The 15793-nt window shown below is 71.5% G+C and carries 13 protein-coding genes; 5 read left to right on the forward strand and 8 right to left on the reverse strand.

All coding sequences use genetic code 11. The annotated features are described in order from the left end of the window. The first annotated feature begins 9 nt into the window (after positions 1-9). On the forward strand, positions 10-876 hold the full coding sequence (locus ACIOC1_RS25705; protein WP_355346636.1) for an acyl-CoA thioesterase II: 867 nt from the start codon (positions 10-12) through the stop codon (positions 874-876). Here ACIOC1_RS25705 and ACIOC1_RS25710 read toward each other — a convergent pair. The 3 genes from ACIOC1_RS25710 to ACIOC1_RS25720 all read right to left on the reverse strand — a co-directional run bounded on the left by ACIOC1_RS25710 (position 763) and on the right by ACIOC1_RS25720 (position 3154). Next, positions 763-2193, reverse strand: a complete 1431-nt coding sequence (locus ACIOC1_RS25710; protein WP_401856485.1) for a DUF6397 family protein — start codon at positions 2191-2193, stop codon at positions 763-765. The genes ACIOC1_RS25705 and ACIOC1_RS25710 overlap by 114 nt on opposite strands. 103 nt (positions 2194-2296) lie before the next feature. Continuing rightward, positions 2297-2701 carry a roadblock/LC7 domain-containing protein gene (locus ACIOC1_RS25715; RefSeq protein ID WP_401856486.1) on the reverse strand — a complete coding sequence of 135 codons (405 nt, stop codon included), beginning with the start codon at positions 2699-2701 and terminating at the stop codon, positions 2297-2299. Between the two features lie 117 nt (positions 2702-2818). Next, positions 2819-3154, reverse strand: coding sequence for a YnfA family protein (locus ACIOC1_RS25720; RefSeq protein WP_355346642.1), 336 nt, complete (start codon positions 3152-3154; stop codon positions 2819-2821). 13 nt (positions 3155-3167) lie between these two features. Between ACIOC1_RS25720 and ACIOC1_RS25725 the strand changes: the two genes are divergently transcribed. From ACIOC1_RS25725 to ACIOC1_RS25735, 3 genes are all read left to right on the forward strand, one after another. Beyond that, positions 3168-3776: a class I SAM-dependent methyltransferase gene (locus ACIOC1_RS25725; protein ID WP_401718602.1), complete on the forward strand. Its 609-nt coding sequence runs from the start codon at positions 3168-3170 to the stop codon at positions 3774-3776. Positions 3777-4017: 241 nt separating this feature from the next. Continuing rightward, positions 4018-4185 (forward strand): hypothetical protein, encoded by a 168-nt coding sequence (locus ACIOC1_RS25730; protein WP_401856487.1) that lies wholly within the window; start codon positions 4018-4020, stop codon positions 4183-4185. Between the two features lie 182 nt (positions 4186-4367). Further along, complete coding sequence (locus tag ACIOC1_RS25735; protein WP_401856488.1) at positions 4368-5273, forward strand: hypothetical protein; 906 nt, start codon at positions 4368-4370, stop codon at positions 5271-5273. Positions 5274-5414: 141 nt separating this feature from the next. Here ACIOC1_RS25735 and ACIOC1_RS25740 read toward each other — a convergent pair whose 3' ends face one another. Then, on the reverse strand, positions 5415-6794 hold the full coding sequence (locus tag ACIOC1_RS25740; RefSeq protein ID WP_391045704.1) for an FAD-dependent oxidoreductase: 1380 nt from the start codon (positions 6792-6794) through the stop codon (positions 5415-5417). Between the two features lie 359 nt (positions 6795-7153). Here ACIOC1_RS25740 and ACIOC1_RS25745 point away from each other — a divergent pair, with 359 nt between their 5' ends. Next, on the forward strand, positions 7154-10144 hold the full coding sequence (locus ACIOC1_RS25745; protein WP_391163276.1) for a carbohydrate binding domain-containing protein: 2991 nt from the start codon (positions 7154-7156) through the stop codon (positions 10142-10144). 57 nt (positions 10145-10201) lie between these two features. On the opposite strand, the gene ACIOC1_RS25750 is transcribed toward ACIOC1_RS25745, so the two are convergent. The 4 genes from ACIOC1_RS25750 to ACIOC1_RS25765 form a co-directional block, all read right to left on the reverse strand. After that, positions 10202-10759 (reverse strand): NADAR family protein, encoded by a 558-nt coding sequence (locus ACIOC1_RS25750; protein WP_401856489.1) that lies wholly within the window; start codon positions 10757-10759, stop codon positions 10202-10204. Between the two features lie 104 nt (positions 10760-10863). Next, the gene (locus tag ACIOC1_RS25755; RefSeq protein WP_188284361.1) at positions 10864-11046 is read right to left on the reverse strand and encodes a hypothetical protein; all 183 of its coding nucleotides are present in this window, start codon (positions 11044-11046) and stop codon (positions 10864-10866) included. Positions 11047-11196: 150 nt separating this feature from the next. Next, positions 11197-13179 carry a Xaa-Pro dipeptidyl-peptidase gene (locus ACIOC1_RS25760; protein ID WP_401856490.1) on the reverse strand — a complete coding sequence of 661 codons (1983 nt, stop codon included), beginning with the start codon at positions 13177-13179 and terminating at the stop codon, positions 11197-11199. A 126-nt stretch (positions 13180-13305) separates the two neighbouring features. Further along, on the reverse strand, positions 13306-15732 hold the full coding sequence (locus ACIOC1_RS25765) for a Tex family protein (protein WP_401856568.1): 2427 nt from the start codon (positions 15730-15732) through the stop codon (positions 13306-13308). Positions 15733-15793: the final 61 nt, after the last annotated feature.

A 15793-nucleotide genomic window follows, 5' to 3' on the forward strand; every position in this document is an offset into this window, starting at 1 on the left:
GGGGACGCGATGACGAACCCGGCCGAGAGGCTGGTGGATCTGCTCGACCTGGAGCGGATCGAGCAGGACATCTTCCGCGGGCAGAGTCCGCAGGAGCGGTTGCAGCGGGTTTTCGGCGGCCAGGTCGCCGGGCAGGCGCTGGTCGCCGCGGGCCGCACCACCGACGGCGGGCGGCCGGTGCACTCGCTGCACGCGTACTTCCTGCGGCCGGGCCGGCCCGGCGTGCCCATCGTGTACCAGGTCGAACGGGTCCGTGACGGCCGTTCCTTCACCACCCGGCGGGTGGTGGCGATCCAACAGGGCCGGACGATCTTCAACCTGACCGCCTCCTTCCATCAGCCGGAACCGGGATTCGAGCACCAACTGCCGATGCCCGAGGTGCCCGAGCCCGACGACCTGCCGGGACTCGGCGAAGAGCTGCGTGCGCATCTGGACGTGCTCCCCGAGGCACTGGAGCGGATGACCCGCCGCCAGCCCTTCGAGATCCGCTATGTGGAGCGGCTGCGCTGGACGCCCGAGGAGATCGAGGGCGCCGAGCCGCGCAGCGCGGTGTGGATGCGCGCGGTCGGGCAGCTCGGCGACGACCCGCTCGTGCACACCTGCGCTCTCACCTACGCCAGCGACATGATGCTGCTGGACGCCGTACGTGTGCCGATCGAACCGCTGTGGGGACCGCGGGGGTTCGACATGGCGTCCCTCGACCACGCCATGTGGTTCCACCGGCCGTTCCGCGCCGACGAGTGGTTCCTGTACCAGCAGGAGTCACCTGTCGCGACGGGTGCCCGCGGTCTGGCGCGGGGGCAGATCTTCGACCGGCGGGGACGTCTGCTGGTCTCGGTGATGCAGGAAGGGCTGTTCCGCAAGATCGGCGGCTGACCCCCGTCCGCGCAGCAGTCCCAGCAGCCCGCGTCGCGGGCGCCTGCCCTCCCCCACCGGCCTGCCCGGCGGCCGGGCGGCGCCCCGCTTCCGGTGCGGCGCCGCGTGCCGGGCCCGCTCGGGCGCGGGCCGCCCTCCCGTGTGCGGCCCGCCTGGCTCACTCGGCTCCGGCTCCGACTCCAGCTCCGGCTCCGGCTCCGGCTCCGGAAGTCGTTCAGGCTGCCGCGGCACCCGCTCCACAGGCGGGAGCGCGAGCGACGGACGGTCGGCTGGGGCGAACGCCGGGTGCGGTGCGGGCTGTTCGGTCCGGGCGCGGCCCAGCGCGTCCGCGAGGGCGACCAGGGCCAGCGCGATCTCGTCCGGATGGTCGGCGGTCGTGAGGCTTCTCGTCAGCTCGGGTGAGGCGAGCGGTCCCGGGCGGCCCGGTGGCAGCGCCACACGGATTCCGCGCAGCCGGGCCCGGTCGAAGGGGTCGGGCACGGCGTCGTCGGTCACCTCGGGACCGAGCAGCGCGGCCCAGACGGCGGCCTCGTCCCAGGCGTCATGGCAGTCCCGTACGAGCTGGGCGACCCGGCGGGACCGCCAGCCGAGGGCCCGCTGATCCTGCCCGGCGTCCAGCGCGTCACGCAGTCCCGCAGGCAGCCGCCCCTTCAGCATCGCGGGGCTCCCGGCGGCGAACTCCCTCAGCTCATGGCCGAGATACACCCACACCAGCGCCCGGTACCGGTTGACGTACCAGCGCACCGGGCGGATCAGCCCGAGCCTCGCCAGCCGTACGAGGCGGTCCCGGCTGATCCCGATCATCGCCGCGCCCTCGGTGCTGGTCACCAGTCGGAGCCGGTCGAGCAGCGCCTGTGGATGGCCTTCCGCGTCCCGCAGCCGGGTCACCTCGTCCACGGGCACCCGCCACTGGCCGCTGCCGCGCGAGACCGTGCGGATCTCGCCGAGTTGGAGCGCCAGCTCGAAGAGCGTGAAGTCCAGGCCCAGCTCCTCCCGCGCCCGGTTCAGCGTCAGCGTCTCCGGCGCCGCCCGCCCGCCTCCCGGCCCTTGTCCCGCCCCGCCGCCGGGCGTCCACGCCACCTGCCGCGTCTCGACGGTCGCCGTACCCGCGCTCGTCGCCGCTGCCGTCCCGGCCCTCGCTCCGGCCCTTGTCCCGGCCGCTCCGGCTCTCGCCCCGGAAGCCGCCGAGGCACCCGTCCCCGGCATCGAGGCGGGCACCGTCCCCGTCGTCGCCTTCGCGTTCTTCTTCGGCGTTGTCGTCGCTGTCGTCGTTGTCGTCGTTGTCGTCGTTGTCTTGGCCGTCTTCGTCGTCTTCACTGTCGTCACTCCCCCGCGAACTTCAATCACTGACAGTGACGAATCTATCGCGTACGGACGACAGCCCGTTCGAAGCCTGTGGATAACTTCGGGACGCCCCGGCTCAGGAAGGTGCCGCGCCCGATTGCCGGGGAGCCACGCCGAGGTGTTCGCCGACGCGGTGGACGAGCAGCGTCATCTCGTAGGCGACCTGGCCGACATCGGCCTCCATGCCGCTGAGCACGGACAGGCAACTGCCGTCGCCCGCCGCGGTGACGAAGAGGAAGCCGTCGTCGAATTCGACCATCGTCTGACGGACGCCGCCGACGGCGAACTGCCGCCCCGCGCCCTTGGCCAGGCTGTGGAAGCCCGAGGACACGGCGGCCAGGTGTTCCGCGGTCGGCCGGTCGAGATCGCCGCTGGCGCCCGTGACCAACCCGTCGTTGGAGAGCACGAGCGCGTGCTTCACGTGCGGCACCCGCTTCGTCAGGTCGTCGAGCAGCCATGCGAGCGGTTTGCCCACCGTCATTGCCTACCTCCCGTCTCCGCTGCGGTACGAGCCTGTCCTGCCGGGCCCGCTTCGGCAACCCCCTCTCGGGACGGGCGGCGCCCGACCGGAGCCGTGAAAGGAGGCAACCGGCGGAAATCAGCCGCCGCGTGGCGCGTACATGATGACACCCACTCCGACCAGGCAGATGACCGCTCCGACGATGTCGAATCGGTCGGGGCGGTAGCCGTCTAGAGCCATCGCCCAGAGGAGAGATCCGGCCACGAAGACCCCGCCGTAGGCCGCCAGGATCCGGCCGAAGTCGGCGTTGGGCTGGAGTGTGGCGACGAAGCCGTAGAGGCCGAGCGCGACGATTCCGGCCCCCGCCCAGCCGACGCCGCGGTGTTCGCGCACCGCCTGCCAGATCAACCAGGCACCGCCGATCTCCAGGACGGCGGCGAGCAAGAAGAGCCCGATGGAGCGGAACGTGATCATGCGACCATGATGCATGGCCAGTTTCGAGAGCGGGCGCCGCCAGGTCAGGGAGTTCTTCGCCGCGAAGGCCGTGGGGTGGGAGAAGCGGTTCCCCGACGACACTCCCGTCTACGCGGCGGCGGTCGGCGAGTTGGGGCTGCGGCCGGGCGGCCGGGCACTGGACGCGGGCTGCGGTACGGCGCGGGCGCTGCCGCTGCTGCGGGCCGTCGTCGGTGCGGCGGGCACGGTGGTCGGTGTCGATCTGACCCCGGAGATGCTGCGGGAGGCCGTCGCCCTCGGCCGGGACCGGGACGGAGCGCTGATCGAGGCGGCCGGCGAAGAGCTTCCGTTGCGGGACGCGGCTTTCGACGCCGTCTTCGCCGCCGGACTCGTGCACCATCTGCCGGACCCGGCGGCCGGACTGCGCGAATTGGCCCGGGTGACCAGGTCCGGCGGCCGGTTGGCGCTCTTCCATCCGATCGGCCGCGCCGCCCTCGCCGCCCGCCGCGGGCACGAACTGCGCGCCGACGACGTACGCGCCGAGCCGCAACTGCGTCCTCTGCTGGCCGCGACCGGCTGGGAACTGGCATCGCTGGACGACTCCGCGGAGCGGTACCTGGCGGTGGCCGTCCGACACGCCTGACCCTGCTCGGGGCGGCCCCGCACACATCGGCGGCGCGCACATCGGCGCCGCGCACATCGGCGGCGTCCGGGACCGCGGCCAGCGCGTCGGCGTGCTCCGCCAGCGAGTAGCCGAAGTCCGCGGGGCGGTCGCTGACGCCGAAGCCGGGCAGGTCGACGAAGAGCGTACGGCGGTTCACGAGCGCGGGATGCGCGGATATGTGCGCGGTGTACGCGCCCGACGCCGCTCCCAGCCTGGGCACGTGGACGCGGGCCGGTCCGTCGCCCGCCGCCTCCGTCCACCGCACGTACGCACCCTGCGGTCCGAATTCCGCTCTTCGCACCGCTGGCTCACCATCGCCCGCGCCACCAGCCGCACCGAACCGGCCTGGCTGCGAACGACGTTGACCGCGCACGACGCGAAGAGCTGACCGCTCGGCCGGGAACGGGCCGACTCCGGGCGATCACCAGGTGCGGACCGTCGGGAAACCGGCCGTCCGGCGCCGTACCGTCCGAGCGGATTTCCGGCCATCGCGACCTCTCGACGCGGAGGTTACTCGCTGGTTAAGGTGCGCGGACGAGAGACGGCGGGCGAGGCGAGAGGGAACGACGGATGACCGCGGCCGAGAACCCGGAGGACGACGACGCGCTGTTCGTGCTGACGGCCGCGATGCTGACGCCGGGGCAGTTCCCGGGCGTCCTGGGGGACGACTATCCGGCCGCTTGCGCCGAGTTGGGGCTCGAACCGCTGGCCGACGGCTACGGCCTGGTCTTCGGGCAGGACGGCGGCGGGGCGCGCTGGACCGTGGCGACGACGGACACCGCCACGGTGGCCTGCGCGCTGGCGGCCTGGGACTGCGGACTCGAGTACGACCTGGCGCCCGACGAGAACAGCCTGGCCGCCTCGCTGCCGGGCTGGCCGCTGCCGGTCGCCGTCGCCGTACCCGGCATCCCCGCCCCGCACGACCCGCCGGACGAGGAGGGCGGGCGTGTCCCGCTCTCCCCGCCCGACACCTCCGTCTGGGGTCCGCCGCAACGGCGCCTCGGGGCCGACGAGATCGCGGTCCGCTGGTTCGAGTGGCGCGACCAACTCGACGTACCGGCGGAAGCGGCTCAGGAGGCGGCCGAGGACGCGGCGGCGGACGCCAGCACGGCTACGGATACGAACGCATGCACGGTCACCGACGCAGGAACAGCCGTCGGCACCGGGACGGAAGCCGAGCCTCACAACCCGGCCGGCCCCCCGCCCGCCGCGCCGGCCATCTCGCACACCGGCATCCGCCGCGTCCTCGAAAGCGCGGAGGAGTACGTACGCAATCCGCCGCCGCCCGGCCGCGTACGGGCCGCATATGGTGCGGTGCGGGCGGACGGACCCGGCTGGAGTCTGGTGGGCAGGACCGACGACATCGCCTTCGTGCTGTTGGACGACGCGCCCGGCGAGGTGCTGCCGGTCGGCCGCGGCGCCGCCCTGCCGCCGTTGCTGGAAGCTCTCAGCAAGCTGGCTGCGGCCCCGTCCTGACCGCGAAGCCGCACGAAGAGCCGCGAACACCCATCAGGACACGCGGGAACCCGCAAGGACGCGCAAGCTCTGCAAAGCCCCGCAAGGCACCCCAGGGGCCCGGAAGCGCAAACCGCCGCATATTGCTGCCGAAAACCGCCGTCAGCCCGCTCTGACGTCCGCCACCACCGCGTCCGCCGCCTTGCGCGCGGCGACCAGCACCGGGTCCCACACGGGTGAGAACGGCGGCGCGTAGCCGAGGTCCAGCGCGACCATGTCCTCGACCGTCATCCGCGCGGTGAGCGCGACGGCCCCGACGTCGACCCGCTTGGCGGCGCCTTCGCGGCCGACGATCTGGAGGCCGAGCAGCCGCCCTGTGCCGCGTTCCGCGAGCATCTTGACGGTCATCGGGTCGGCGTCCGGGTAGTAGCCGGCCCTGCTGGTGGACTCGATGACGGCGGTCACGTAGCGGAGTCCGGCGCGGCGCGCCTGGGACTCCTTGAGGCCGGTGCGGGCGATCTCGACGTCGCAGACCTTGCTGACGGCGGTGCCGACGACCCCGGGGAAGGTGGCGTAGCCGCCGCCGATGTTGGTGCCGATGATGCGGCCGTGCTTGTTGGCGTGGGTGCCGAGGGCGATGTGCTGGAGGTCGCCGGAGACGAGGTTGAGGACTTCCACGCAGTCGCCGCCCGCCCAGACCCGCTCCTGGCCGCGTACCCGCATGGCCAGGTCGGTCAGCAGGCCGCCGTGCGCGCCCAGCGGCAGGCCCGCGTCACGGGCGAGCGCGGTGCCGGGGCGTACGCCGATGCCCAGGATCACGATGTCGGCGGGGTATTCGGCGTCGTCGGTGGCGACCGCGCGGGCCCGGCCGTCGGCGCCGGTGAGCACCGCGCGGACGGCCGCGCCGGAGACGACACGGACGCCGAGTCCCTCCATCGCGTCGCGCACCAGGCGTCCCATGTCGGGGTCGAGGGTGCTCATCGGCTGCTCGGCGCGGTCGACGAGGGTCACGTCGAGGCCGTGCTTCAGCAGGGCCTCGGCCATCTCGACGCCGATGTAGCCGCCGCCGACCACCACGGCGCGGCGTACGCCGACCCCGTCGAGGCTGGCCAGGACGCGCTCGCCGTCGTCCAGGGTCTGCACGCCGTGCACGCCCGGCGCGTCGATGCCGGGGACGGGCGGCCGTACGGGTTCCGCGCCGGTGGCGACGACGAGGTGGTCGTAGCCGGTCCACTCCTCGCGGCCGTCGGCGTCCCGCGCCCGCACCCGGCCGGCGGCGAGGTCGATGTCGACCACCTCGGTGCCCATCCGCAGGTCGATGTCGCGCTCGCGGTGCTCCTCGGCGGTACGCGCGACCAGCGCGTCGGGGCCGGCGGTGTCGCCGCCGATCCAGTACGGGATGCCGCAGGCGGAGTACGAGGTGTGCCGTCCGCGTTCGAACGCGACGATCTCCAGGTCGTCCGCCGCTCTGCGGCGGCGGGCCTGGGACGCGGCCGACATCCCGGCGGCGTCACCGCCGATGACCACCAGACGCTCCGTCATCTTCCGTGGGTCCCCTTCCGCTTACGGTCCGCCGGAGTCCGAGGCCGGGGTCCGGGTCCGATCCGTACGGTTCTACGACCGGTCGGCCGGGTACGTCACCCGCCCGTCTCGGGAACCCTACGCGGCGGCGCGGCGGGACCCGGGAACGCAACCCCGTCAGACCTCTTTACGTCCATGACATGTCCCAGTAATCTCACGACCGTTCTCGCAGCAACTTGTTGCAGCAACTTGCGCAATTTATCCGGCCGTTCGTTCCGTGGCGCGCGGACGTACGGCTTCCTCCACCGGCCGCCCTCGCGGCCCCGTCCGAGGAGCACGACGTGACCGTCGCTTCGCGCCACAGATATCGACCAGGTCCGCTGACAGCCGTGGTGGCTGTCGTCTTGGGACTCCTGGCGACCCTGCTCCCCTCCCTGTCCACCGGTTCCGCGCACGCCGCCTCGGCGGCGGGCTCGAACACCGCAACCGTCTACTACTCCACCGCGACGACCAACTGGTCGTCGTACAACCTGCACTGGGCGCCCGACGGCGGGACCTGGACGACTGTGCCCGGCGTCGCCATGCAGAGCGCCTGCACCGGCTGGGTGAAGAAGACCGTCGACCTCGGCGCGGCCACCGGCTGGCAGGCGACCTTCAACAACGGCCAGGGCACCTGGGACAACAACGGCGGCAAGAACTACGCCCTGGGCACCGGCACCATCACCGTCAACAACGGCGCCATCGCCCACAGCGACCCGTGCGCGAGCGGCGGGGACCCGGGCGGCGGCGAGACGGGCAGCCCGTCCGGCACCTCGGCCACCGTCTTCTACTCCACCGCGACCGTCGGCTGGACCACCGTCAATCTGCACTACGCGCCGACCGGCGGCGCGTGGACGACCGTGCCGGGCATCGGCATGGAGGCGGCCTGCACCGGCTGGGTGAAGAAGACCGTCGACCTCGGCACGGCCGCGGGGCTCGCCGCCACCTTCAACAACGGCAACGGCACCTGGGACAACAACAACGGCGCCAACTACGCGCTGTCCAAGGGCGTCAGCACCGTCAAGGACACCAAGGTCACGGCCAACGCGGCCGATCCCTGCGCGGCCGTCGTCCCCGACACGACGCCGCCGACCGTCCCCGGCACGGTGAAGGCGACCGCGACCGACACCTCGATCGTGGTGACCTGGAATCCGTCGACCGACGACACCGGGGTCACGGGCTACCGGGTCACCAGGACCGGCGGCACCAAGGGCACGATCGTCACCAGTGTCGGCTCGACCGTCTTCTCCGAATCCGGCCTGGAGGCGGACACCGCCTACACGTACACCGTCCAGGCGCTGGACGCGGCGGGCAACATCTCCGCCGCCTCCGCTCCGGCTCGGGCGACCACCGGCCACGCGCCGCCGCCCGCGACTCCGGGCACACCGATCGGCACCGACCCGCGCAAGGACCCGATCTACTTCGTGCTCACCGCACGCTTCTACGACGGCGACACGAGCAACGACCGCGGCGGCAACCAGCACGTGGCGTCGGGGAACGCGGCCAACAACGACCCGATGTTCCGAGGTGACTTCAAGGGCCTGGTGCAGAAGCTCGACTACATCAAGGCGCTCGGTTTCTCGGCGATCTGGATCACGCCCGTGGTGCTCAACCGCAGCGACTACGACTACCACGGTTACCACGGCTGGGACTTCTACCGGGTCGACCCGCGCCTGGAATCGGCCGGGGCGTCGTATCAGGATCTGATCAACGCGGCTCACGCCAAGGGGATCAAGATCTACCAGGACGTGGTCTACAACCACAGTTCCCGGTGGGGCGCCAAGGGGCTGTTCGTGCCGACGGTCTACGGCGTCAGGGACTCGCAGTGGTCGTGGTACTACGACGAGAAGGAGCAGGGCTTCGAGTACGACGGTCTGACGATCGATCCCAAGACCGGCAAGTCGTACTACAACGGCGATCTGTGGTCCACGGCCGAGCCGTCCGGCAATACGTGCCTGAACTGGGGCAAGCCAACGGGGCAGAAGAGCCCCGAGGGCTACACGATCTACAACTGCCAGTGGCCGAACCCCACGTCGAAGATGTTCCCCGCGTCGCTCTACCACCAGTGCTGGATCGGCAACTGGGAGGGCGAGGACTCGCGTTCCTGCTGGCTCGCCGACGACCTCGCGGACTTCAACACCGAGAACGCGCAGGTGCAGAACTATCTGATCGGCGCGTACAACAAGTACATCGACATGGGGGTGGACGGCTTCCGCGTGGACACCGCCGTGCACATTCCGCGCGTCACCTGGAACCGGCGTTTCCTGCCCGCGATCCAGCAGCGCGAGGTCCAGGACTGGGGTCCCGACAAGGCGCGGAACTTCTTCGTCTTCGGTGAGGTCGGCGCTTTCGTCAACGACAAGTGGAACCGCGGATCGGTCAACCACTCGGCGCAGTTCTACACCTGGAAGGAGCGCAAGGAGTACAGCGCGGACGACGCCACCGCGTCGATCGAGCAGTACAACTACGAGGAGCAGCTCGGCACCGGAAACCAGCCGACGTCCGCGAACGCCTTCCTGGAAGGGAACGCGTATCACACCCCGGACCACAGCAAATTCTCCGGGATGAACATCATCGACATGCGCATGCACATGAATTTCGGTGACGCGCACAACGCCTTCAACAACGGCAAGGACTCGGACGACTCGACGAACGACGCCACGTACAACGTCGTCTATGTCGACAGCCACGACTACGGTCCCAACAAGTCGTCGGTGCGCTACACCGGCGGACAGGACGCGTGGGCCGAGAACATGGCGCTGATGTGGACCTTCCGCGGCATTCCGACGCTCTACTACGGGTCGGAGATCCAGTTCCAGGCCGGGAAGACGATCGACTGCGGGCCGAGCTGCCCGCTGGCGACGACGGGGCGCGCGTACTACGGCGACCATGTGGCGGGCACGGTGACGGCCTCGGAGTTCGGGAAGGTCGACAGTGCCTCGGGGGCGGTGGCCACCACCTTGGCGCAGCCTCTGGTCAAACACCTCCAACGGCTGAATCTGATCCGGCGCGCCATTCCGGCGTTGCAGATGGGCCAGTACAGCACCGAGGGGGTGAACGGCGGCGGCATGTCGTTCAAGCGCCGTTACACCGACACCGCGTCGGGCGTCGACAGCTTCGCGCTGGTGACGGTGACGGACGCGGCGTCCTTCAGCGGCGTCCCCAACGGCCGTTACGTGGACGCCGTCTCGGGTGACGTGCGGACCGTGACGGACGGGACGCTGGCCGTCGCGGCGCCCGGCAAGGGCGACATGCGGGTGTACGTGCTCGACCTGGGCGGCAAGAACGCGGCGCCCGGCAAGATCGGTACGGACGGCCCGTACCTGAAGTAGCCCGACCGGCCCGACCGGCGGCGGAGGGTCCCTCCGCCGCCGGCCGGGCTCACGGGATCAGCCCTCCGAGGCCAGCCGGGCCCTCGCCTCCATCAAGGCGAAGCCCAGCAGATTCAGCCCGCGCCAGGTGGCCGGGTCCGCGGCGCGCTCGTCGTCGGCGGCCAGTCCGATGCCCCAGACCCGGTCCATCGGACTGGCCTCGACCAGGACGCGGCCCCCGGTGCCGAGCAGGTAGGCCAGCAGGTCGGGGTGCTGCCGGAATTTCTGGACATTGCCTTCGATGACCAGGCCGAAGCGCTCCGCTTCCCACACGGCCTGGTCGAAGCCGCGGACGGTGCGGCCGACGCTCTTGGCGGTCTTCGGGTGGCCCGCCGCGACAGCCCGCCGCTCGGCGTCGGGGTCGTCGAAGAGCCGGGCCTTGCCCGCCATCATCCAGTGCTCGGCGGTCGCGTAGGTGACGCCGTCGACGGTGAAGGGCGCGGGCCACCACTGGCTGAGGCAGCCGGCACCGACGCTTCCGTCGCGCTGCGGGCGGTGGCCCCAGAAGTACAGATACTTCAGCCGGTCCCCGGTGTGGTCGAGCAGGTCCTGGGTGGACCGGATGTCCGTCGCCATCGTCTGATCAGGCCCTCTCGTGCCGCGGCGACACGGGAACGGGACGTGTTCGCCCGGCTTCGGTGCCCTGGTCGCAGCGGCACACTATCGGGGGTCGTACCAGGTCAGCGACCTATTTGCCGACGGCTCACGCGCCGCAGCCGACGCCGCTGCGAGGAGTCGAGGGAGAAGTAGGCGATCGCGGGCACGCCCACGATGACCAGGACGACAGCCCAGAAGGGGATCCAGATCCACAGGAACAGACCCAACGCCACGCCACCGATGACGATCTTCGCGCGATTCGACATTTCCCCGCCTCCGTTCACGGCGGCAAGCGCCGCGCCCTCACCGCTTCTACCCAGGAGAACGCGCCGCGGACAACCGTGGTTCCCCCCGCGTCCCGAGGGCCGTATCCCTGTAACCGTAACGCCGGGACGCGGGGGGAACCAGGCCGGGCGTCAGCCCAGCCGGGCGGCCGGGGCCACGGAGGGCGCCGGAGCGGGGGTCAGCGCGGCCTTGCCGCGGGGCGCCGCGCCCGCACGGGTCGACAGCGCGCCGGAACCGCCGACCAGCGGCAGCCTCAGCACGGAGTGCGACAGGTCGACGGTGACCTTGGGGGTCGTGTCGGGCGGCAGGATGAGGCCGCCGTCGGTGCCCGCGACGATCAGCGCGAGCCGGTGCCCCGCCGGTACGACGTGGTCGGTGGCCGCGAGCTGGACGGTCATCGTGTACGGCTTGCCCGGGGTGAGCGGCACGCCGTGGGAGAGCGACGCGTAGTGCCCGAGGTCGGCCCAGCCGCGGCTGAAGACCGTGTGGTCGACGGTCGTGGTGTCGGCGGCGGTGTCGAGGTAGCAGGCGCTGTCGCCCGCGGTGCTCTCCCCGTAGCAGGAGCGGGTGGCCAGGGTGGTGATGCCCTCGCCGTTGCCGAGGAAGTCACGGATGGTGGCCGGCCCGAGGTCGACCAGGACCGCCGACAGGTGCGCGCTGGTGGTGGACGAGGTGGCGGTCACGGTGAAGGTGCCGCCGCCGGACAGCCGCAGGTCCTTGGCGAGCGTCCCGGTGGTGAAGACGGTCTTGGCCGCGGTCGCGGTGTCGGCCGCCGCCGCCCAGTCCTCCTCCCACAGATTCGGGTCGTCGGTGAACGACTCGGTGCTGCCGGGCCCGGCGTGCCGGGTGCCGAGCGTGCCCAGGCCGTCGGTGGCCGTCGGGCTCAGGCTGAGCGAGGTGGTGCGGGTCGTGGCGGGCGGCCACACGCGGTCGGTGGTCCAGTGGTCGACGGTGCGCTCGATGTCGGCCATCGGCTGCCGCTGGATGCCGTTGTCGACGCCCAGCAGATAGTGGTCGAACCAGCGCTGGAGGGTGGGGACCCAGTCGGTGCGCCGGTAGTCGAAGGGGTCGACGTGGCCGGTCTGCGACAGCCACACCTTGCGCTCGACGCCGTGCGCGGCGAGCGCCTGCCACCACTGGCCGAAGTGCTTGGTGCGGACGTTGAGGTCCTGCATGCCCTGCACGGCGAAGACGCTGGCCCGTACCTTGCCCGCGTCCTTCACGTAGTCCCGCGCGGTCCAGAACGGCGTCCAGTCCCCGCTGCGCGGCGAGCCGCCGATGATCTTCTGCTGGGCGGCGGCGCAGTTGGCGTGCGCGCTGTCGCTCTCGACGTAGTCCGACAGCCACTCGGGGCCGTCCTGGAGCGCCGCGCCCTGGTGGAAGTAGTAGTCGTACCAGGAGGAGATGGAGCTGATCGGCACGATGGTCTTCAGGCCGCGCACCCCGGTGGCGGCGACGCCGTTGGCGATGGTGCCGTCCCAGCTCTTGCCGATCATGCCGACATTGCCATTGGTCCAGCCCGCCGAGACCGCGTGGCCGCCGGAGCGGGCGCTGTAGCCGCGGGCGCGGCCGTTGAGCCAGTCGACGACGGCCTTCGCGGACCGCACGTCGGAGGGGCCGCCGACGTCCACGCAGCCGTCTGAGCGGTCGGTGCCCGCGAGGTCGACCAGGACGGTCGCGTAGCCGCGGGGCACGAAGTAGTTGTCGTAGAACAGCGGGGCCTGGACGATGTTCCCGTTGGCGTCATAGGTCTTGAGCTGGCTCTCGTTGCCGCGTCCGCAGCAGGAGTAGTACGGGCTCGCGTCCATGATCACGGGGACCTTGCGCCCGGCGGCGGCGGGCTCCGAGGGGCGGACGATGTCCACCGCGACCCGGTCGGTGCGGCCGTCGCCGTCACCGTCGAGACCGGTGTCCACCCAGACGGCCTCGCGGATCGCGTTGGCGTAGGAGTAGTCGGGTTGGCTGAGACCGTGCCGTACGGTTCCGCCTCCTGCGCCGCCGGGGGTACCGGCGTACGCGGAGGACGGAGCGGTGAGTACGGCGGCCAGGGCGGCGAGTACCGCCACCACCACGGATATCCACTGGAAGCGGGCAGCCCGCGTGAGGGAGAGCACGCCAGAGGCTAGCGCCTGACCAGGCCACGTCAACAGGGGGCGTACGCAAGGTCCTGGGACGGCTGAGGCGGCAGGGGGGTGTGCGGAGGTGCTGGCCCCGCCGCCTCAACGGTCGTACGTCGTCGGCTACTTGTTGCCGGTCAGGCCCGCCCTGCGCAGGGCGTCGGCCATCGCGCCGCCGGGCGCGGGCTGTTGACCGCCGCCGCGGCGTCCGCCGCCCTGGCCCTGGCCGCCGCCCTGGCCCTGCCTGCCGCCTTGCCGGTTCTGGCCCTGGCCGCCCTGTCGGTTCTGGCCCTGGCCGCCGCCCTGCCGGGGCGGTCCGCTGCGGCGCTCGCCGCCGCCACCGGCCCCGCCGCCGCCCTGTTGGCGCCCTGCGCCCGGCTCGTCGTCCAGGCGCAGCGTCAGCGAGATCCGCTTGCGCGGCAGGTCGACGTCCAGCACCTTCACGCGGACGATGTCACCGGGCTTGACGACCTCGCGCGGGTCGGACACGAAGGTGTCGGAGAGCGCGGAGACATGGACCAGGCCGTCCTGGTGGACGCCGACGTCCACGAAGGCGCCGAAGGCGGCGACATTGGTGACGACGCCTTCGAGGATCATCCCCGGCCTGAGGTCCTTCATCTCCTCGACGCCGTCCTTGAAGGTGGCGGTCTTGAAGGCCGGACGCGGGTCGCGGCCCGGCTTCTCCAGCTCGGCGAGGATGTCGGTGACGGTCGGCAGACCGAAGGAGTCGTCCACGAAGTCCTGCGGGCGCAGCGTCCGCAGCACCGGGCCGTTGCCGATCAGCGACTTGATGTCGGTCTTCGCGGTGCCGCTGATCCGCCGCACCACCGGATACGACTCGGGGTGCACGCTGGAGGCGTCCAGCGGGTCGTCGCCGTCCACGATCCGCAGGAAGCCCGCGCACTGCTCGTACGCCTTAGGGCCGAGCCGCGCGACCTCCTTGAGGTCCTTGCGGGTACGGAAGGGTCCGTTGGCGTCGCGGTGGGCGACGATGTTGCCCGCCAGGCCCTCGGTGATGCCCGAGACGCGGCGCAGCAGCGGTACGGACGCGGTGTTGACGTCCACGCCGACGCCGTTGACGCAGTCCTCGACGACCGCGTCCAGGGAGCGGGAGAGCTTCAGCTCCGACAGGTCGTGCTGGTACTGGCCGACGCCGATCGAGCGCGGGTCGATCTTCACCAGTTCGGCGAGCGGGTCCTGGAGGCGGCGGGCGATGGAGACGGCGCCGCGCAGGGACACGTCGAGCTCGGGGAGTTCGGCGGAGGCGTAGGCCGAGGCGGAGTAGACCGAGGCGCCCGCCTCGGAGACGACGGCCTTGGTGAGCTTCAGATCGGGGTGCAGCTTGATCAGGTCGGCGGCGAGCTTGTCGGTCTCGCGGGAGGCCGTGCCGTTGCCGATGGCAATCAGGTCGACGCGGTGGGCCTTCGCGAGCCGGGCGAGGGTGGCCAGCGACTCGTCCCACTTGTTGCGCGGCACGTGCGGGTAGATCGTGTCGGTGGCGACCACCTTGCCGGTGTCGTCGACCACGGCGACCTTGACGCCCGTGCGCAGGCCGGGGTCCAGGCCCATGGTGGCGCGGGTGCCCGCGGGCGCGGCGAGGAGCAGGTCGCGGAGATTCGCGGCGAAGACCCGTACCGCCTCGTCCTCGGCCTCCTGGCGGAGCTGGACGCGCAGGTCGATCCCGAGGCGGACCAGGAAGCGGGTGCGCCAGGCCCAGCGCACGGTGTCGCCGAGCCATTTGTCGGCGGGGCGTCCGCGGTCGGCGATGTCGAAGTTCTGCGCGATCCGCCGCTCGAAGCTGGACGGTCCCTCGGTGGGCTCCTCCGGCTCCAGGGTGAGGTCGAGGATCTCCTCCTTCTCGCCGCGGAGCATGGCCAGCACGCGGTGCGAGGGGAGCTTGGTGAAGGGCTCGGCGAAGTCGAAGTAGTCGGAGAATTTGGCGCCCGGCTCCTCCTTGCCCTCGCGCACCTTCGCGACGAGCCTGCCGCGCGTCCACATCCGGGTGCGCAGCTCGCCGACCAGGTCGGCGTCCTCGGAGAAGCGCTCGGTGAGGATGGAGCGCGCGCCCTCGAGCGCCGCCGCCGGGTCCTCAACGCCCTTGTCTGAGGAGACGTACTTCGCGGCCTCGGCCTGCGGGTCGGTCTCCGGATCGGCCAGCAGCAGGTCGGCCAGCGGTTCCAGACCCGCCTCGCGGGCGATCTGGGCCTTGGTGCGGCGCTTGGGCTTGAAGGGCAGGTAGATGTCCTCCAGGCGCGCCTTGGAGTCGGCGGCCATGATCTGCGCCTTCAGCGCGTCGTCCAGCTTGCCCTGGGACTCGATGGACTCCAGGACGGCCGCGCGCCGTTCGTCCAGCTCGCGCAGGTAGCGCAACCGCTCCTCGAGAGCGCGCAGTTGCGCGTCGTCCAGGGTGCCGGTGGCTTCCTTGCGGTACCGCGCGATGAACGGCACGGTCGCTCCGCCGTCGAGCAGTTCGACGGCGGAGCGCACCTGCCCTTCGCGTACGCCCAGTTCCTCGGCGATCCTGCGCTCGACCGATCCGTTACCGCTGATGATCTCGCTCCTCGTGTGCTCGGCTGTTCACTGCATGTTAGACGTCACCCGCCCGCGACCG

It is taken from the genome of Streptomyces sp. NPDC088197 (assembly GCF_044741185.1).
Lineage (GTDB): Bacteria > Actinomycetota > Actinomycetes > Streptomycetales > Streptomycetaceae > Actinacidiphila.